This is a genomic window from Paenibacillus sp. JNUCC-31 (assembly GCF_014844075.1).
Classification (GTDB): Bacteria; Bacillota; Bacilli; order Paenibacillales; family Paenibacillaceae; genus Paenibacillus.
The window spans coordinates 6,790,962-6,811,468 of record NZ_CP062165.1; the positions used below are offsets into that span (position 1 = coordinate 6,790,962).

General features: G+C 45.3%; 16 protein-coding genes. All 16 read left to right on the forward strand.

Going from position 1 to position 20,507, the window contains the following annotated elements:
- Positions 1 to 11: 11 nt before the first annotated feature.
- On the forward strand, positions 12 to 965 hold the full coding sequence (locus tag JNUCC31_RS29865) for a glycoside hydrolase family 43 protein (RefSeq protein ID WP_192266932.1): 954 nt from the start codon (positions 12 to 14) through the stop codon (positions 963 to 965).
- Positions 966 to 1,332: 367 nt separating this feature from the next.
- Positions 1,333 to 3,063 carry an extracellular solute-binding protein gene (locus JNUCC31_RS29870; RefSeq protein ID WP_192266933.1) on the forward strand — a complete coding sequence of 577 codons (1,731 nt, stop codon included), beginning with the start codon at positions 1,333 to 1,335 and terminating at the stop codon, positions 3,061 to 3,063.
- A 46-nt stretch (positions 3,064 to 3,109) separates the two neighbouring features.
- Positions 3,110 to 4,081, forward strand: coding sequence for an ABC transporter permease (locus JNUCC31_RS29875; protein WP_192266934.1), 972 nt, complete (start codon positions 3,110 to 3,112; stop codon positions 4,079 to 4,081).
- A gap of 27 nt (positions 4,082 to 4,108) precedes the next feature.
- The gene (locus JNUCC31_RS29880; protein ID WP_192266935.1) at positions 4,109 to 5,011 is read left to right on the forward strand and encodes a carbohydrate ABC transporter permease; all 903 of its coding nucleotides are present in this window, start codon (positions 4,109 to 4,111) and stop codon (positions 5,009 to 5,011) included.
- A 16-nt stretch (positions 5,012 to 5,027) separates the two neighbouring features.
- Entirely contained in the window at positions 5,028 to 6,791 is a 1,764-nt protein-coding gene (locus JNUCC31_RS29885; protein WP_228469311.1) for a glycoside hydrolase family 2 protein, read from the forward strand.
- 65 nt (positions 6,792 to 6,856) lie between these two features.
- Positions 6,857 to 8,248, forward strand: a complete 1,392-nt coding sequence (locus JNUCC31_RS29890) for a family 43 glycosylhydrolase (protein WP_416234470.1) — start codon at positions 6,857 to 6,859, stop codon at positions 8,246 to 8,248.
- Between the two features lie 160 nt (positions 8,249 to 8,408).
- A complete protein-coding gene (locus tag JNUCC31_RS29895; protein ID WP_192273450.1) occupies positions 8,409 to 9,437 on the forward strand; it encodes an ATP-binding cassette domain-containing protein in 1,029 nt (342 codons plus the stop codon).
- Complete coding sequence (locus tag JNUCC31_RS29900) at positions 9,434 to 10,249, forward strand: ABC transporter permease (protein WP_192266937.1); 816 nt, start codon at positions 9,434 to 9,436, stop codon at positions 10,247 to 10,249. Before JNUCC31_RS29895 ends, JNUCC31_RS29900 begins: the two co-directional genes overlap by 4 nt.
- 70 nt (positions 10,250 to 10,319) lie before the next feature.
- On the forward strand, positions 10,320 to 10,991 hold the full coding sequence (locus tag JNUCC31_RS29905; protein ID WP_192266938.1) for a response regulator transcription factor: 672 nt from the start codon (positions 10,320 to 10,322) through the stop codon (positions 10,989 to 10,991).
- Positions 10,991 to 12,073, forward strand: a complete 1,083-nt coding sequence (locus JNUCC31_RS29910) for a sensor histidine kinase (RefSeq protein ID WP_192266939.1) — start codon at positions 10,991 to 10,993, stop codon at positions 12,071 to 12,073. Before JNUCC31_RS29905 ends, JNUCC31_RS29910 begins: the two co-directional genes overlap by 1 nt.
- Before the next feature lie 255 nt (positions 12,074 to 12,328).
- Positions 12,329 to 13,003 carry a response regulator transcription factor gene (locus tag JNUCC31_RS29915; protein WP_192266940.1) on the forward strand — a complete coding sequence of 225 codons (675 nt, stop codon included), beginning with the start codon at positions 12,329 to 12,331 and terminating at the stop codon, positions 13,001 to 13,003.
- On the forward strand, positions 13,000 to 14,370 hold the full coding sequence (locus JNUCC31_RS29920; protein WP_192266941.1) for a sensor histidine kinase: 1,371 nt from the start codon (positions 13,000 to 13,002) through the stop codon (positions 14,368 to 14,370). The genes JNUCC31_RS29915 and JNUCC31_RS29920 overlap by 4 nt, the downstream gene beginning before the upstream one ends.
- A 212-nt stretch (positions 14,371 to 14,582) precedes the next feature.
- Positions 14,583 to 15,566 (forward strand): alpha/beta hydrolase, encoded by a 984-nt coding sequence (locus tag JNUCC31_RS29925; RefSeq protein ID WP_192266942.1) that lies wholly within the window; start codon positions 14,583 to 14,585, stop codon positions 15,564 to 15,566.
- 126 nt (positions 15,567 to 15,692) lie between these two features.
- A complete protein-coding gene (locus tag JNUCC31_RS29930; RefSeq protein WP_192266943.1) occupies positions 15,693 to 16,673 on the forward strand; it encodes an alpha/beta hydrolase in 981 nt (326 codons plus the stop codon).
- A 132-nt stretch (positions 16,674 to 16,805) separates the two neighbouring features.
- Complete coding sequence (locus JNUCC31_RS29935) at positions 16,806 to 18,260, forward strand: alpha/beta hydrolase family protein (protein ID WP_192266944.1); 1,455 nt, start codon at positions 16,806 to 16,808, stop codon at positions 18,258 to 18,260.
- A gap of 35 nt (positions 18,261 to 18,295) precedes the next feature.
- On the forward strand, positions 18,296 to 20,383 hold the full coding sequence (locus JNUCC31_RS29940; RefSeq protein ID WP_192266945.1) for a serine hydrolase domain-containing protein: 2,088 nt from the start codon (positions 18,296 to 18,298) through the stop codon (positions 20,381 to 20,383).
- Positions 20,384 to 20,507 lie beyond the last annotated feature (124 nt).

Consider the following 20,507-nt stretch of genomic DNA (forward strand, 5'->3'; position numbering starts at 1 on the left):
AGAAGGAAGAAATGACGAACAAGAATATTTTCTATAACCCGGTTGCAATGCAATCCGCAGATCCTTGGGTCTATAGGCACTCAGATAGCCATTATTATTTTATGCGCACAACCTCAAATTACCTGGAGCTTATTCAGTCTTCTCGATTATCGCAAATCGACAAAGGGACTCGGAAAATCATCTGGTCACCGGAGCCTGGGGGGCGTTACAGCCATCATTTGTGGGCACCAGAAATCCATTTTCTGAATGGAAGATGGTATATATACTATACGGCCAACGATGGGGGAGGGGACGATTCACGGCGGATCTGCGTGCTGGAGAATGAAAGTCCGAATCCTATGGAAGGGGAGTGGGTATGGAAAGGAGCAATGAATACTCCTGTTCCCGGTTTGGACGGTACTGTGCTGATGCTCAGGGGACAGCTTTATTTTTTGTATGCCGGATATGGTCATTTTCCAGACTATGGATCGGCAATCTATATGATGCGGATGTCTGATCCATATTCCTTGACAGGTGATCATGTTTTGCTCACAGCCCCGACCCTTACCTGGGAAAAGCAGGGGGGAATGGCGATTAATGAAGGACCGGTCACACTGCAACGGAATGGACGCATTTTTCTGGTATATTCGGCAAGTACAACCTGGTCTGAAGATTATGCGCTTGGCATGCTGACCATGAATGAACAGGATGATCCGATGCTTGCCTCTTCGTGGACCAAGTCTGCGGAACCTGTTTTTCGAAAAAGCCCGAATAATGGAGTATATGCCACAGGACACAACAGCTTCACCTCCTCACCTGATGGTCAGGAAGACTGGATTGTATACCATGCGCTCCCGAGCCCAGGGGCTGACACGGCTTTAAGGGCAACGCGCGTTCAGAAATTGGGTTGGAATTCGGATGGAACCCCTGACTTTGGTGTGCCTTTCAGTGATAATCAGGCGCTTCAAGTTCCATCCGGAGAGTGAACCGGAAGACGTGGGAATCAGGTATAGGTATGTTAATAATTACAATAACTTTGTAACTAATAGTGCTTTATTTGTCTTTGGATAAAATCGATATTGTTAAACCGAACGATTGAAACGTTGCTTGGAAAGGGTGAGAGTGGCTTTTTAACAAGGTTTATATCGGGTTATAAGTATAATAAATTCATTGTGCATGTAGTGACTGAAGGAATGGATAGTGAATATACGAAGATGTTATATTACAATAAAATAGATTGAAAGCGTTGACATACAATTATTGTGTAACTATACTTTGATTCAAATACAGAAAATTACAAATTAGATAGGCATCATTAGGGGCGCTTCTCAAATTCATAGCGGGGGGATGGATATGGCGAAATTTAGGAAACGGCTCATGAGTGTTGTGATGGTGTCTGCAATGTTGTTTTCGACTGCAGCATGCAGCAGTCAAAATGAATCAGGAGAGGCTGAACCTCAGGATAAAGAAGTTTCCACAGAGAAGAACAAGGTCACATTTACGGATATAAGCCTGGATGTTCGCGGCAACCAAAAGCCTACGCAAGCGCAGAGTGACGAGGTAAACCACACATTAAATGACACCTATTTGGAAGATCTGTACGATGAAACCATCCCGAACGATTACTCAGCGTATCCCTATAAGAAAGATGTCACGCTGGACGTTTGGATGCCAGCCAATCCTAACATTCCTGACATGAACAAACAGGTGGTACAAAAGCAAGTGGAGCAACTGACCGGAATCAAGGTCAACTTCATTACACCACCAGTGGGACAAGAGGCGGACGCCTTTACCCTGATGATCTCATCCGGGGAGCTGCCCGATATCATTATTGATCCTGAACGTTATCCGGGAGGTCTCGAAGCGGGTTTGAATGATGGGGCTTATCTGGATCTCACTGACTTGATGAAAACCAACGCTCCGAACTATTCAGCATGGCGGAACTCCGATGAGACGAGAAGGAAGACGACCGTCACCGATACCGGTAAGCTTCTTGGTTTTTATGGAATCGCTCCGTATTCCGAATGGACCTGGTTCGGTACGCTGATCAAGAAGGAAGCATTGGAAAAGACGGGACTGGACGTTCCAACCACGATTGAGGAATGGCATACCTTTTTGAAAAAGTGCAAGGAAGTTGGATATGCTGAACCACTGAATTATGGATCTTCCTATGGCCAGGTCTTTACAGGCATTATTAATGGCGCATATGGCGTATGGGACTGGACCTTTCTTGATGTGAATGGAAAAGTCGCTTGGGGTCCTGCACAACCCAAAGCCAAGGAATACCTGACAACGATGCAGCAGTGGAACAAGGAAGGATTGCTTAATCGGGATTGGGCAACCGCAGACTTTAACCAGAGGATGGCAAGCGCGATCTCGGATAAAACGGCAGTCATGATGGATTCACCGGATACGATGTGGAGTTACTGGAAGCAGCAGAACGATATCGATTTTGTGGGCGCGCTCAATCCTGTTCTGAACAAAGGTGATCAATCAGCAACGACCTACAAGAATTTCAAACGAACAGGAACCACAGCGGCAATCACCACTCAATGTGAAGATGTAGAAGCGGCAATGGCCTGGCTTGATTTTAACTACAGCAAAAAGGGCTGGGAAATTCTCAATTATGGAGAATACGGAACAGTACATTTAATCGATGAGAACGGCAAACCGTATTTTCATGAAGATAGTTACATTTACAAAGATCCTGACGGCCAGCCTGTTGCGACGACTTTGTTGAAGTACCGCATGCATTCCTGGCCAGCCATTCGCGACGAGCATAACTCAAATCCACTCATTGTTGCCAAAGGGAGCTATTCCGGAGACATTCGGAAAGAGTGGACAGAGAACATGGATACCAGTATGGCGATGCCTCCAATCACGTTCACTCAGGAAGAAGCATCACGGGAAGCTGAATTGGGCAACCAGCTATCCACACTGCGTGGCGAGTATTTTGCCAAGATCATCATGGGGGAACTTCAGGTTGATGCATATGACAAGTTTCTAACGGAAGCCAAGAAGATGGGGCTGGATGAATTCCTGAGCATCCATCAGGCAGCGCTGGATCGGTATAACCAAAGGTAGCATGAATCTCTGAACAGTGAGGAGTTAGAAACGAGGTGCCAATAAGATGCTGACTGTACGAAAAAACAGGGAGCTGCACAGCGGGATGATCGCCCCCAAACGCAAAAATACCGGTCAAATCATTAAGAAAGACTTTAAAAAGAACTGGTTTGCCTATTTGCTCGCGATCCCGGTGATCGCCTGGTTCCTGGTCTTCTGTTATGGACCGATGTGGGGTGTACTCATTGCGTTTAAAGACTTTAAACCATTGCTGGGCTTTGCGGATAGCCAGTGGGTTGGATTCAAGCACTTTATCGAATTCTTTGAAGGCCCTTATTTCTGGAGAGTAGTCAAGAATACACTGCTGTTAAATCTGTGGGGAATCGTATTTGGTTTTACGGCTCCGATCCTACTGGCGTTAATGCTTAATGAAGCACGGAACAGCAGGTTCAAAAAAGTGGTACAAACGATTACCTACATGCCTCACTTCATTTCACTGGTCGTCGTCTGTGGTATGATTCATATCTTCACTGCCGATGAAGGTATCATCACTCAGATTCTGCAGTTCTTCACAGGCAAGGAATATAGCTCCTTGTTAGGATATTCGTCCATGTTCCGACCGATTTATACCTTTTCGGGCATCTGGCAGAGCATAGGTTGGGAGAGTATTATTTATCTGGCCGCTATGAGCTCGATTGATCCTGCCTTGTACGAGGCAGCCGATATTGATGGGGTTGGTCGAATCAAAAAGATGTGGCATATAACGCTGCCCCAGATCAGTCCGGTCATCGTGATTCTGTTTATTTTTGCGATTGGCGGTCTGATGGCTTCCGGTTACGAGAAAATAATCCTTCTATATAACCCGCTGACCTATGATACCGCGGATGTCATTGCATCCTATGTGTATCGAAGAGGGTTAAGAGAAGCGAGCTTGAGCTATTCCACAGCCGTCGGCTTGTTAAGTGCAATTATCAATTTCGCATTATTGTGGGCAACGAATAGAATTGCCAAGCGTAACTCTGAGGTCAGCCTGTGGTAGGAAGGAGTTAGGAAGGAGTGAAGCAAGATGAAATATCGTAAAACGATGGGCAACCGGATGTTCGACATCGTGAACTACACACTGCTGTCCCTGTTGACGCTGGCCTGTCTGTATCCCATTCTGCATATTGTGTTTGCTTCTTTCAGCGACCCGGCCCGACTGGTGGCGCACAAGGGGCTTCTGCTTAAACCGTTGGGATTTACTTTGGATGGATACAAGCTGATTTTCAAGGATAACAGCCTTTTGGTGGGATATAGAAACACGTTAATTTACGTGGGACTGGGGACGTTCGTCAATATGGTCATGACCATTATGGGGGCTTTTGTCCTATCGAGACGAGATTTGTATTTTAAAAATGCAATCATGATTGTCATCACAATTACGATGTTCTTCGGAGGTGGCCTGATTCCCTGGTTCCTTTTGATGAAGGATATCGGTTTGTTCAATAATCTGTGGGCCATGATTTTGCCTACGGCGCTGAGCACCTGGAATATTATCATTTTGCGAACCGGCTTTCAGGCGATCCCCTTGGAATTGGAAGAGGCAGCAACGATTGATGGTGCGAGTCAGGCACGGATATTGATGTATGTGATCTTGCCGCTATCCAAAGCTACCCTGGCTGTCATCTTCCTCTACTATCTGGTTGGTAACTGGAACTCATGGTTTAACGCCATGGTTCTGCTGCAGGACCGGGACAAATTCCCGTTGCAGCTCCTGATGAAAGAGATTCTGGTAGCCAATGACTCAAGTGCAACAACCATGGGGAGTGCGGGCGGTGTCGTGATTGACAGTGCTGGCAGTTCAACGGCTTATCGGGAACTCGTCAAATACTGCACTATAGTCGTTTCTACCATACCAATCCTGATGGTCTATCCTTTCTTGCAAAAGTATTTCGTAAAAGGTGTCTATGTTGGTTCAATAAAAGGTTAAAAGGAGCGATTCATTAATGAAAGAACAGAGCAGAAGCATGTCAACCATTCCTCGTCCGGAATATCCCCGGCCCCAGTTTGTTCGAGAGGATTGGACCAATCTGAATGGTCCCTGGCAATTCGAAATCGATCATGGGAAAAGCGGGAAAGAGCGAGGGTATGAGCAAACCGGACATCAGCTCTCCGGGACAATAACCGTTCCGTTCTGTCCAGAGAGCAAGCTGTCTGGGGTGGAGTATACCGATTTTATGGCAGCCGTATGGTATAAACGGGAATTCACCCTGCCGGATACCTGGATGAGTGGCCGCATTTTGCTTCATTTTGGTGCGGTAGATTATGAGGCAGAGGTCTGGGTGAACGGAACATCCGTTGGCAAACATCGGGGAGGATATGCACCATTTCATTTTGATATCACATCCCATGTTTTATCAGGCATTAATGTTGTAACGGTCTATGCGGAAGACGACGTTCGTTCGGGACGTCAGCCGAGAGGCAAACAGAGTGAAAGATTCCACTCGCATGGCTGTGATTACACCCGTACGACGGGCATCTGGCAAACGGTTTGGCTGGAGAGTGTGCCTGATGTATATCTTTCCGATCTGAAAGTGGTGGCTGACCCGGATAATGCTTGTGCCCACCTCGAAGTGAAGATTTGCGGTAACGCTGCTGGAACTCAACTGTCTGCATCTGCCCGCTTCCAAGGGAGGGATGTCGGATTGCAAACAGCGGTGGTTCATGGGCCTTCCGTAAAACTTACGGTTCCATTGTCGGAAATTCATTTATGGGAGCCGGGGCATGCCAAACTGTATGATCTGGAGCTGAAGCTCCAAGGTAAGAATCAGGAAAGAAATGATACGGTAACATCGTATTTCGGCCTGCGGACGGTAAGACTGGATGGCATGGCGTTTCGCATTAATGAGAAGTCCGTTTTTCAGCGGCTTGTGCTGGATCAGGGCTTTTACCCGGAAGGCATCTATACGGCACCGAGCGACGAGGATCTGCGCAAGGACATCGAAATCTCCATGGATCTTGGTTTTAATGGGGCAAGATTGCATGAAAAGATGTTTGAGCCGCGTTTCCTGTATTGGGCTGACCAGCTTGGTTATCTGGTCTGGGGAGAACATGCTAACTGGGGACTGGATATTACAACTACTGAAAATCTTTCGCGTTTTCTGCCGGAATGGGTGGAAGGCATGGAACGTGATTTTAATCATCCCTCACTTATCGGCTGGTGTCCGTTCAATGAAACGTGGGATCGCAGCGGAACTCGCCAGGATGACGATGTGCTCCGAATAGTCTATGAGATGACCAAACGCTTGGACCCGACACGTCCTGTCATCGATACCAGCGGTAACTTTCATGTGGTGACGGATATTTTCGACTTGCATGATTATGATCAGAATCCGGAAACGTTCCGGGCCAGGTATGAACCGATGAAAAATGGCGGGGAGGTGTTCAATACGTTTCCGGAGCGACAGACGTATGGAGGGCAGCCTTATTTTATCAGCGAGTATGGCGGGATCTGGTGGAATCCGGATCAACAGGATGAGAAATCCTGGGGTTATGGCGACAGACCTCAATCCGAGGAGGCGTTCATCGCTCGATATGAGGGCTTAACCAACGTTCTGCTGGACCATCCAATGATGTTCGGTTTTTGTTACACCCAACTGTATGATGTGGAACAGGAAGTGAATGGACTATATACGTATGACAGACGTCCAAAGTTCGATTCGGAAACGATTCGCCGCATCAATTCCCGCAAGGCTGCCATAGAAGATTGAACACTGTCGCTTCGGTACGCACATGATTCATAATCCGATAAGGAGTGTGACTGTAGATGAAGATCATGAATTACAGGAAAAAGTTCCTGTTGGCCTTTTGTGCATTCCTCGTTTTTCCTATGGGACAGATGACACAAGCTGCGACCACACAGAATAACTTCTATAACGTGGTCATGCAGGATGGGGCAGATCCATGGGTTTACAAGCATACGGACGGATTCTATTATTTCACAAAAACAACAGGTGGCAACGTCACGATCTGGAAGTCCGCTCAATTAACAACCATTGATGCAGCACCCACCACAGTGGTGAATACAGGGTGCTGTGGCATATGGGCACCAGAACTTCACTATATCAACGGCGCATGGTACATCTATTATGCCAAGGATGACGGAGACAACGTCAATCATCGCATGTACGTTTTGGAAAATACGTCCGCCGATCCAACCCAGGGAAGCTGGCAATACAAAGGTCAAATCACGGACCCGACGAACAAATGGGCCATTGATGGTACGGTACTGCAGTCCAATGGACAGCTTTACTTCATCTGGTCGGGATGGGAAGGCGACACGAATGTACGGCAGAACCTGTACATTGCCCATATGAGTAATCCCTGGACCATCGATTCGAATCGTGTGGAAATTGCACGGCCAACCTATGCCTGGGAGACGAATCATTCCCCGAACGTGAATGAGGGACCGCAAGTGATCGTTCGAAATGGGGTCATCAGTCTGGTGTACTCGGCAAGTGGCAGCTGGACCAATGACTATTGTCTTGGAATTATTACTGCCAGCACCTCCAGCAATTTACTGAATCCGGCATCCTGGAGCAAGCGCAGTCAGCCCATCTTCCGATCCGGAAACGGCCTGTACGGTCCGGGTCATCATTCCTTTACCAAGTCTCCTGACGGATCCGAGGACTGGATGATGTACCATACTGCGAAATTCAACAATTCCGGTTGGAATCGGGAGATCCGCTTGCAAAAATTCACCTGGAACGCCGATAACACACCCAATCTGGGCGCACCGGTAAATCCCAATGCTCCAATGGCCCTGCCATCGGGAGAAAAGTCAGTTGTTCGATATGAAGGTGAAGAAGGGACATTTGGCGGGATTGCTTACGCTTCTCAAAGTCCTTCCGGTTCGGGAGGAATGAAAGCGGGACATATCGATACAGTCGACAGCTATGTAGAATTTAATGTGAATGCAGCGTCCGCTGGTCAATATATTCTGCTGGCAAGAACAGCGAATGGTACGGCTGGTGGCAACTGGTCTAATTTGCTGCTGAGTGTGAATGGAGGCACAGCGAGTCCTTTCCATATCACCAACAAAGGGTGGGAGAACTGGGGACTGTCTACAGCCAGAATCCAGCTGAATGCCGGTGTGAACAAAATTCGCTTTTCCAAGGGCGAAGGTTATGGAGAGCTGGACTTTTTTGATATCAAGCCTGTGAACTAGGAAATTATAAATACAATCAGAACCCTGCCGGCCCATCGTGGACCTTGGCAGGGTTTTGTCGTTACTGTCGTATGGATTGAACAATTCGAATTCATTCATATTCAGTTCATAAATGTACGTTATTCTTCCCCTATAAACGATATGGGAGGAACTACAATTGATAAATACACAACAAAGAGCAGCGGGGGATGAACTTGGTGAGTGGGCTATTGATGCGGAAGGGCTTGTGAAAACCTTTGGTGATCATCGTGCGGTAGACGGGGTGAACCTGAAGGTGAGAGCCGGTACAATCTACGGAGTGCTTGGTCCTAACGGAGCTGGCAAAACAACAACCATTAGCATGCTGGCCACCTTGTTGCGGCCGGATGGAGGTTCAGCCCGGATATTTGGTCACGATGTGGTGAAAGAGTCACAGGTTGTACGCCAGCTTATTGGATTGACAGGGCAATATGCATCTGTTGATGAGTCACTCAGTGCCAACGAAAATTTGATGATCTTTTCCAGGCTGCTGGGTCTGGGACGTGCAGAATCCAAGCGGAAAACAGCGGAGTTGCTGGAAGAGTTCGGTTTGACGGAAGCTGCAAAACGTCCAATTAAAGGTTTCTCGGGAGGCATGCGCCGCAGACTGGATTTGGCAGCAAGTCTTATTGCTCAGCCGCCGCTGATCTTCCTGGATGAACCGACGACAGGACTTGATCCACGAACACGTGCGCAGATGTGGAATACGATCCGCCAACTGGTCAAATCGGGTTCAACCGTTCTTTTAACCACTCAGTATCTGGATGAGGCAGATCAACTGGCAGATCGTGTCGCCGTAATCGACCATGGTCGCGTTGTTGCGGAAGGAACAGTGGATCACTTAAAAGAATCAGTGGGTACAGCTTCACTTCAGTTGCGGATACAGGAACCAACGAAGATTGAACAGGCCCGTCAGATTGTAGAGCAAATACTTCGGACAGAGTCCATTATATCAGCGGAAGCCGGGAAGATTACAGCACCCATGGCGAATGCCAATATTGCAGCTGATCTGCTGATTGCTTTTCGTTCTGCAGGCATTGATCTGGCAGAGATGAGTGTCCAAAAACCTACACTTGATGAGGTCTTTCTTACAATCACCGGCCAGGATGCGAGTGGCAATGAGTCTAATATGACTTCAGAATCCAATGCAGTGGAGGAGTTGCAAGCATGAACAGTACATTAATAAAACAAAACTCAAGTCGGAAGCTGAGAAAATACACGAGCTTTGGGCAAACCATCCGAAATTCCTTAACGATGGCTTATCGCGGGATATTAAAGGTGAGACGCACACCAGAGCAATTATTCGATGTCACCCTCCAGCCCATCATTTTCACATTAATGTTTACTTATATCTTTGGTGGCGCGGTATCGGGAAATATTCAAGATTATCTGTTGGTCATTATTCCGGGTATACTTGTGCAGACGGTCATTACAAGCTCAGTCGTTACCGGAGTGCAATTGCGCGAAGATATGGATAAAGGCGTGTTCGACCGATTCAAGTCACTGCCGATTGCGCGCATCGCACCGCTGGCGGGAGCATTGCTGGCAGATACGCTCCGATATACCATTGCAACGGTACTAACCTTTGCTATAGGCTATTTATTGGGGTACAGCCCCGCAGGTGGATTGGCTCATGTCGCGATGGCGGGATTGCTGGTCATTGGTTGCTCATGGGCCATCAGTTGGATTTTTGCCTTTCTTGGTGTGATTGCTCGAACAGCTTCCAGTGTACAGGGGATTTCCATGCTCGTTCTGTTTCCATTGACCTTTGCTTCGAACGCTTTTGTACCCGTAGAAACGATGCCGAATTGGTTACAGTGGATTGTGAACATCAATCCGATCTCTCATCTGGTTACGGCTGTTCGTGAGCTGGCTAATCAGGGAACGATGGGAGCTGATCTGGTCACTTCACTTATCGGTGCAGCAGTCATCGTCGCGATCTTTGCACCACTCACGGTACGGGCATATATGCGGAGAACCTAGTCGACAATAGAAAGATATTTTATGGTAATAAAGGACATGAGGCAACGTTTGCCTGAAGGAGGTGGTCACATTGACAAGCATATTGGTCGTTGATGACGACCCGCATATTCGAGAACTGGTAGGGCATTTTTTACAACAAGAAGGTTTGCACGTAATCGAGGCCGTTGACGGTCTCGATGCACTTCGTTTACTGGCTGATCAAAAGGTTGATCTGGTCGTTCTCGACATCATGATGCCGGGCATGGATGGGTGGGAGCTGTGTCGCGAGCTGCGTCACCAGACCGACCTGCCACTCCTGATGTTAACGGCAAAAGGGGATACATCGCAGATTATTAAAGGATTTACGCTTGGGACGGATGATTATCTGGTGAAGCCTTTTGATCCATTGGTGCTGGTCGCTCGGGTAAAGGCTTTATTGAAACGATATCGAATTATGACTTCACAAACGGTATTTCTTGGCGATCTCGTTCTGCGACGTGATACATTTGAGTGCAGGAAGGGTGATCAGGATATTGTGCTGCCACGCAAAGAATTTGAACTTCTTTTTACCCTTGCCAGCTACCCCGGCAAGACCTTTACGCGTGATCAGTTAATCGAAAAGATCTGGGGTTATGATTATGAAGGGGATGAAAGAACGATTGATGTTCATATCAAACGCCTTCGCGAACGTTTTCCCGAAGAGGATCATACCTTCAGCATCCGCACCATGCGAGGTTTGGGGTACCGATTGGAGGTAAGGTAATGAAGGGGGAACCTAGATTTCTTCATATTGCGAGAAACGTCATTCTCGTATCACTCGCCCTGTTTATATGCTGGACTGCGGCGTTCTATATAACGAGGAGCGTATATTCCTTTATCGCGTGGCAACCGCATGAATTAATTGCTTTTCTTATCAATGCCATGCTCGGATTTATTTTCTTTGGAGTAGGCATTACACTTATTGGCCCGTTGGTTAAAGGAAGGGAGTATGAGTTCTTTAACGAGTTAATTCAGGCTTTGAAACGTATTTCCCGTGGCGACTTTCGGGTAAATCTGGATTCGGCACTTGTCCAAAGAAACGGGAGGCAGGGGCATGATCATCCATTTGCCCAACTGGTAGAAGGTATCAATGACATGGCCGCGAATCTCAAAGTGATGGAAGAACTGCGACAGGAGTTCATCTCTAACGTGTCACATGAAATCGGATCACCACTGACGTCGATCAGCGGATTCGCCAGAGCATTGAAGGATACAAATATGGATCAGGAGAAACGGGACCAATATTTGACGATTATTGAGACGGAATGTGTTCGTTTGTCCAGACTCAGCGATAACTTGATGAAGCTCGCAGTTCTGGACTCATCCGAGCAAGCATCTCACAAAACATCCTATCGATTGGATCGGCAACTGGTTACTCTTGTACTCGCCTGTGAGCCCCAATGGGATGACAAAAAAATAGATATGAACGTGGAACTGGAAGAAGTTGAGATCGTTGCAGATGAGGATTTGATGATTCAGGTGTGGATCAACCTGATTCATAATGCTATCAAGTTTACGCCCGAAGGCGGGAAGATAGAAGTTGGTCTTACACGAATTCAAGATGACGTTCAAGTGTGCATCACAGATTCAGGGCCTGGTATCGTGCCTCAGGATCAGACTCGGATATTTGAACGGTTTTACAAAGCAGATCAATCCCGTACACGTACCGCAGGCGGAAGCGGACTAGGGTTGTCGATTGTGCAAAAAATTGTAGAGATGCATGATGGTTCTGTCTCGGTGTCCAGTGAACGGGGTGAGGGAGCGGCATTTACTGTGCAGCTGCCGATACGCTCTGAACAAAAGTAACCGTGAATTGAGGTTAACATAGCATGATAATTCTGTGAAGTCCTGAAGCGGTGAACCAATTGCTGATATCTTCCACTCACCAAAAGCGTCCAATCACAGTGATGAATTCGTTCCCGATCAAACAGAAGACAGATGGAGCTTGCTTTTCGAACGGCCATCAAAGCTTTAAACGAGAAGAAGCTTGCTTTTTACAAATCGGATAATAGTATAATGGTTACGACTACATGACATGGAAAATAGGAAAAGAGGAAACAAATGCCTAAGATACTGGTTGCTGACGACGACCCTAATATTCGCGAACTTGTCTGTTTATTTCTAAGGAACGACGGATTTGAAACAGCCGAAGCCGCAGACGGCAAGGAAGCATTGAGCGTTTACGGCTCAACACATGTTGATCTGGTTGTACTCGATATCATGATGCCAATCATGGATGGCTGGGCGTTATGCAAGGAACTTCGGAGAGCCAATCCTGATCTACCGTTACTCATGCTGACTGCGAGAGGTGAGACATGGGAGAAGGTGAAAGGGTTTGAACTGGGGACAGATGATTATCTGACGAAACCGTTCGATCCGTTGGAGCTCACGGCTCGTGTCAGGGCATTACTGAAACGATACAAGATTGGCTCGACACACACGATCCAGTTTGGCAACGTTATCCTGGATCGCCAGACGTATAAGGTCATGAACGGCTCGGAGTCGCTCACATTGCCACTTAAGGAGTTCGAATTGCTGTACAAGCTTGCTGGAACACCAGGGCAAGTCTATACACGTGAGCAATTAATTGATCAGATCTGGGGCATTGATTATGCCGGAGATGATCGAACGGTAGACGTTCATATTAAACGGTTGCGTGAGCGATTCGCGACGACATCTGAATTTCGGATTGAAACGGTGCGCGGACTTGGGTACCGGCTTGAGGTTTATGAATGATCAGGTCCCTGTACATACGTGTGGTTCTCACGTTTCTGGTTTCCGTCATCGCAGGCACAGTCATCTCCTTTTTTGTGTCAACCTGGATATTCGAAGATAAACTGAATGAGAACGCTCAAATCAATTTGCGTAACTTCGGCCAAGATGTCGTACAGATTTACAAAACCCTTCCCTTACGCGAGGCGGAATCATTCGTTAGTGGAATGAAGCAACTGGATTCCTACTATATTCGAATGTACGATGCAACGGGTCAGTTCCAGTCTTACGGAAAGCTTAATGGACATAAATCTGCCGCCGTATCCAAAGAGCAGCTTAAGAAAGTACTAGACGGAGGGGTTGTTCAGACAACTCCGAATGGAATTGCAACCGTTCTTCTGGGGCTGCCAATCAAGACGGAAATGGGCACAAAAGCGATGTTTTTGGAAACACTCGCACCGCCCTCCGCCTCTTTTGTAGTCAAGTTTGGATTAATCTTTGCAAGCTGTTCGTTGATTGCAGGAAGCTTGTTGATTCTGGTTGCTTCTGTATATCTGGTAAGACCAATCAAGAAATTGACCAAAGCGACCAAACGGATTGCAGCTGGAGATTTCAACGTCAAGCTGAACATTAAGCAAACGACTGAGATTGGTACGTTGGCCCGAAGCTTTGAAGAAATGATGCATGATCTGAAGCAGTTGGAGCAGATGCGCAGGGAATTCGTTACGAATGTTTCGCACGAGGTTCAGTCTCCGCTCACCTCGATATCCGGTTACGCTCAAGCGCTGAAGCAAGTTAATCTGGGAGAACACGAACGAAACCGTTATCTTGATATAATCATCTCCGAGGCGAAGCGGATGTCCAAAATGAGCGATAACCTGCTCAAGCTGAGTATGCTTGAATCTCAGTCACAGCAGCCGCGGCTTGCTATACTGAGCCTCGATGAGCAGATCAGACGGGTCATCGTGGCACTTCAGCCGCAGTGGTCGGCCCGGAAGATTCATTTTGAGCTTGATCTGGAGTCGGTTAAAGTGAAGGCGGATCACGACCAATTGAATCAGGTGTGGACGAATATCCTCAGCAATGGCATTAAATTTTCCGAGGATGATGGTGTTATTCACGTCAGCATGGAGCAGGATGCCCAGTATGTGACCGTCCGAATATCCGATAGTGGCATTGGTATTCCCATTGAAGACCAGAAACGCATATTCGAACGGTTTTTCAAGGCAGATCGTTCTCACAGTCGTAAATATGACGGGAGCGGTATGGGACTTGCCATCGTTAAACAGATTGTATCGCTTCATCAAGGGGGCATCCGAGTGGAAAGTGAACCGGATCAGGGGGCAACCTTTATTGTCACGCTGCCGATCCGACCTCTAACGGATAGCTGATTTTTTTGATTCGCAGTTTTGGCATCTATTGTACTACATTAATACTCCAGGCTATGGTCCACGTACAGGCTCTCTTGTATGTGACCATAGCTTTTTTGCTTGTTCATATTCAGTTCATATTGTCGTCATGGGGAGGAAATATTTGTTGGTTAGATTTTTATTAAAGCTAAGTTTTGTGGCCATCAAACAGAAGAGAACAGGGGCAGATAAGTATGACACAAGAAACAGAGAACAAGAAGACACGGAGTCGAACAAAGACAAAAAACGTGTTAAGGATTTTGCTTAAAGTATTAGGTGCGATCGTTATAGCCATCCTACTTTTGGTTGCTATCGTGTATACCGTTAACAAAATCAGCAGTCATTCGGAGCAAAAAAGAATGGAAACGTATGGAGAGCATGTGTCCGTAGATGGAAAACAGATGAATGTCTTCATTCAGGGTGAAGGGAATGAAACCGTCGTAATTCTACCCGGTTTTGGGACAGCGGCACCAGCACTAGATTTTAAGCCACTTATTTCAGAACTATCCCCCTATTATAAAGTCGTCGTAGTTGAACCTTTTGGTTATGGATTGAGTGATCAGACCGAAAAGGAACGCAGTACAGCAAATATCGTTAGTGAAATTCACGAAGCGTTACAGAGTCTACATATTGATCGATATATCCTGATGGGTCATTCCATTTCGGGGATCTATAGCCTGGATTATGTGAACAAATATGCAAAGGAAGTAAGTGCATTTGTCGGGCTGGATAGCAGTGTTCCAGCGATAAGTGAACAGAAGATTGATTCATCAGATACACAACCGATTAAATGGTTCCGCAACTTAGGTTTCGCGCGATTACAATTGAAACTGAGTGCTGACCCTTATGATGGACTGCCTTATGACGAGCAGACCAAAGAACAATTGAACATTCTGATACGCAAAAATATGTATAATACCACTCAATTAAATGAGGCAGAAAGAATGTATTCCAATTTTAAAGCAGCTGAACAGCTAACGTTCCCTGTAAATCTCCCTGTTCTGTTCTTTGTTCAGGCGAATCATCCGGGAACAGATCAATGGATTCCTGAGCATGAAAAGCTAATAAAGGACTCCGCTCATGGAGAAATGGTGTTGTTAGAAGCGAATCATTTTTTATATCGTTCCCATGCCAAAGAAATTGCTGAAAAATTCATGAGTTTTATGACGCAGCGGTAAATATTAATTAACTTGTTCATATTCAGTTCATATTGACGTCACGGGGAGTACATTTTCATCGGTTAAGATTTCATTAGCAGCAAAAAAGAAAGCCGAACTAACAGTTCAAGACAGGAGAAGATGAGAGTGACACAACCAGAGGAAAAGAAAGTGAAGAATGGATCGAAGGCCAAGAAAGTACGGAATATTATACTTAAAATACTAGGAGCAATCGTAATCGCCATTATTTTGTTTCTAGGTATTGTTTATATCACGAATGTGATCAGTACAAATTCAGAGGCGAAAAAGATAGAGCCCTACGGTCAGCATGTATCTGTAGACGGGAAAAATATGAATGTGTTCATTCAAGGTGAAGGCAAGGAAACAATCGTGCTTCTGCCAGGCTATGGAACAGCAACACCAGCGCTTGATTTCAAGTTGCTTATTGATGAACTATCACCATATTACAAAGTTGTTGCGGTTGAGCCATTCGGTTATGGATTAAGTGATGAAACTGAAAAAGAAAGAACCACAGAGAATATCGTAAGTGAAGTTCATGAAGCTCTACTGCAGCTTAACATTAATAAATACATTCTCATGGGCCACTCCATTACAGGGATTTACGGCATTGATTATGTGAACAAATATCCAAATGAGGTGACTGCATTTGTCGGAATTGACAGCAGTGTTCCAACACAACCAGGCATGGATGTTAAATTCCCTACAAAAATGTTCGGATTCCTTAAAAAATCAGGTCTTCAAAGATTAGTGGTCAAATTTGGTGGTGACCCTTATGCTGGACTCCCGTTTGATGAGCACACTGTAGAGCAGATGAAAATGCTGTCAAATAAAAACTCAAATAGTTCCACGATGTTGAATGAGATGGAACATATTTCTTCCAATTTCAAAGGGGCGCAGGGGTTAACCTTCCCTAAAGAGCTTCCGCTTCTTCTCTTTGTTCAAGCGAATAATGAAGATATAAAAGGATGGATACCGTTGCACGAAGGACAGATTAAAGATTCGGTACATGGGAAAGTAATCACAATGGATGGTACACATTATTTACACCATACTCAATTCAAAAAAATTGCTGAAGACGTTAGAGCTTTTATGAACGAAGCGAAATAAATAGGGTGTAAAAGTACATTCGTGACTTAACAGATATGCATTAACGAATATGAAAAACCGTCCTGTTGGGCGGTTTTTCCATAGTAAATCCAATTCGGATGATGTCCGTGAAGAAAGAGAGAGGATTTCAACATGAGATTTTTTGAAATACTTTTAGTTCTATCCTGTTTCGCTTTACTCATAGACCTACTATTTATTAAAAGAAGTTCAAAGAAAATAGGCTTGGGTGTGGGGATAGGAAGTAGCGTCATATTCGTAGTTCAATTGCTGGTTGAGGGATACAGATGGCAGTTACTTTTGGTATATATCATGACGGCTATATTCATACTTCTTGTTTTACTCAGACATTCTGAAAAGATGATAAGTCTAAAAATAGGAAAGCTGTTGAGATATAGTTTATCTTCCCTAATCGTCATTCTGCTGGTTGGTTCTACTGCCTTGTCTGTATACCTACCTGTCTTTCATTTGCCGAAGCCGGATGGTCCAGAGAAAGTGGGTACTCAAACATTTCATTTTACAGACCAGAATAGAGCTGAAGTCTTAACTGAAGATCAGAGTGATAAGAGGGAACTAATGGTTCAAGTCTGGTACCCTACTGAAAACAGCAATAACCACAAGCGTGACACGCTGTTTCCAAATAATAAAGAAATGTTCAAAAAGTATATTCAGAGCTTCTCAACTTCTTTAAAATTGCCCGAATTTGTGCTCGACTACTTGAAGTATAGTCAAACCAACTCTTATGAAAATGTAGAAATATTACCTTCCACAAGTCCTTATCCCGTGGTACTGCTATCTCATGGTATGGGAACCAGTAGAGTTCTACAAGCATCACAGGCGGAGAATCTGGCCAGTCATGGGTATATCGTAGTGACAATCGATCATACGTACAGCACGTTTGCTACCCTTTTTCCGGATGGCCGTGTAACGAGTTATACAACAAAGATGACAACCATAGATGACCGCAGAGAAATTGGGGATATATGGACAAAAGACGTGGAGTTTGTAATCAATCAAATCGAAAAGCTGAATTCAGGTGTAATTGAAAGTCAGTTTAAAGGGAAAATGGATTTAAATAACATCGGTGCGATGGGGCATTCTTTTGGGGGTGCAACGGCGTTTAATGCAACGTATTTGGATCCTCGAATCAAGGCCGGGGTTAATATGGACGGGTCACTGAATGAAGTGGAAAATAGAGATGATATAAACAAGCCGTTTATGTTCATTAGATCGGGAAGTTTTAAAGACTGGTTAGTCAATTTTGAAAATGATAGAAATTCGGATGACGAAGTAAATAAATTTCTTTCAGATGAGCTGCACATTATGAAAAATGTTATCGAACATGGGGGAAATGTGATTTATATAGAAGGAACACAGCACTTCAATTTCACGGATCTTCAATTCTATTCGGAGCTGATTAAACTGTCCGGGATCACAGGAGACATCAATGGTAAAAGAGGATCAAATATCATAAATCAATATGTACTCGATTTCTTTAACAAGCAGCTGAAAGAAACGGGTGGAATTCTGATTCAGGGACCGAGCGACTTGTATCCAGAAGTGAAGTTTATAGATCCAAAAGAACTCTAATCAACCAAAACATGTAAAATCAGGAGATGATGTGAATGGGACGACAAAAGGGAAAACGAACTTCAATCGCTGCGTTAACCCTGGTGTTAACGATGTTAGCTCCAATGTCAGTCATGGCCGCACCAGCTACGAGTAACAACAGCGATCTGACGTATGAACCAACCAAGAAAATAGTAGCGGAGAAAGCGAAGATCCTTACTGAGACGTACGGTACAACCAGTGTGCAATATGCATTAATCGATGCTGGAGAGATTGTGGTGTCCGGTCAAACGGGCAAGAACGATCTAAATAACAAGGTGCCTCTTACTTCGAACACAATCTACGGCATCGGCTCAACAAGTAAAATGTTTCTTACAGCTTCTGTTATGAAGCTTATTGATGATGGCAAGATCGATTTGGATGTGCCAATTGTGAACTATTTACCTGATTTTAAGATGAAAGATAACCGCTACACATTAATCACACCACGTATGTTGTTGAATCATTCCTCTGGTCTGTTAGGCAGCACCGGAAGCAATGCCACATTATACGGAGATAACGATACGTATTCACATGACACGTTTCTGGATCAATTGGCGAATCAACACCTGAAGGCTGATCCTGGCGCGTACTCGGTGTATAGTAACGACAGTTTTACGTTAGCCGAGATTCTAGTTGAAAGAGTGAGCGGCATGGGCTTTACAGCTTTTATACACCACTATTTTACGGAACCTCTGGACATGAATCATACCAAAACACCACAGGATGTCGTTGACACAGCAGCGATGGCGGGTATCTATTCTCCTCTGGTTAAGGATCAGCTTCCCCAAGAGAATTATAATATCATCGCTACTGGAGGCATCTATTCCACCGCTGAAGATCTGGTGAAATTTTCACAAATCTTCACGGGAGAAGTCGATGGTATTCTATCCAGTAAGTCGGTAGAAGCCATGGCGCAAGAAGAATACAAAAGAGGCATGTGGCCGGAGGATAGCGACACGTCCATCTCTTACGGGTTAGGGTGGGATAGTGTAAATTTGTACCCATTCAGTGAATATGGCATCAAGGCCCTGACGAAAGGTGGAGATACGATATCGTATCACTCCTCTCTAATCATACTGCCGGAATACAATCTAGCTGCAGCCGTTACCTCTTCAGGGGGAACGAGTGCCAGAGATCAGTTCATTGCAAGTGAATTATTACTCAGTGCACTAGAGGAAAAGGGTATTATTACAGAACGAAAGCCGGAAAAATCTTTTGGCGTACCAGTGAAGGCGGATATGCCTGAAGAAATATCCACGTATGCCGGTATATATGGCGCCAATAATTCGGTTAAGAAGGTTGAAATTAATGCTGGAAAAATGACTGTATCCGCGCTGACAGCTCCAAATAACCCGGCTCAAGAATACACATATACAGCGGATGGTACGTTTGTTAACGATAAAGGCACAGAAAAGCTGAAATTCGTTACAGAGCAGAATGGAAGGACGTATCTGTGGTCTCGATCTTATATATCCATGCCGGGACTTGGACAGTTGGCGTTCTCAGAATATACGGCGGAGAAGCTGGAAGCCAATGAATTACCCCAGGATATTACCGCCTCATGGGAGCAGCGTGAAGGTAAGATATACTACGTGGTGAATCAGAAGTATACATCAACTGTATATCTGCATTCATCACCAATCCTTTCTTTCCATATGAACGAAGAGACTCCAGGGTATGTGTCCAATATTAAGATTATTGGAGCAAATGAAGCAGTCACTGAGCTGCAAATCCCTGGCATGGCTGGACGGGATTCAAAGGAAATTTATTTCGCTGAAAAGAACGGAGTGGAGTATATTACAGCCGTAGGTAGTGTATACGCCGGTGAGGAAATTGTAAAACCACTCTATTCGGGGAAACAATCTGTAACAACGATTCAAGCAGACGGTTACGCCAAATGGTTTTCTATACCATCAACGGTGAATGGAAAAGTCATGACCGTTAAACTGCCTTCAAATGGCGCCTTTGCCGTATATGATCAAAAGGGTGTATGTATTAATCACACCGTAGTCAGCGGTAAGAATGAGGTTGTTTTACCGGAAAACGGCCGCATTGTATTTGCAGGTGAGGACGGTTCCACATTTGAAATTTCATTAAAATAGATGAATTCTAGTAAGGTAGCATGTTTACCGAAACTAAGAAGGCAGCCGATCAAAGTAATCGGCTGCTTTTGTTAAATTTAACTATAATTAGTTTGTCACTTCAGTTAGAAAGAAGTACGTGTGT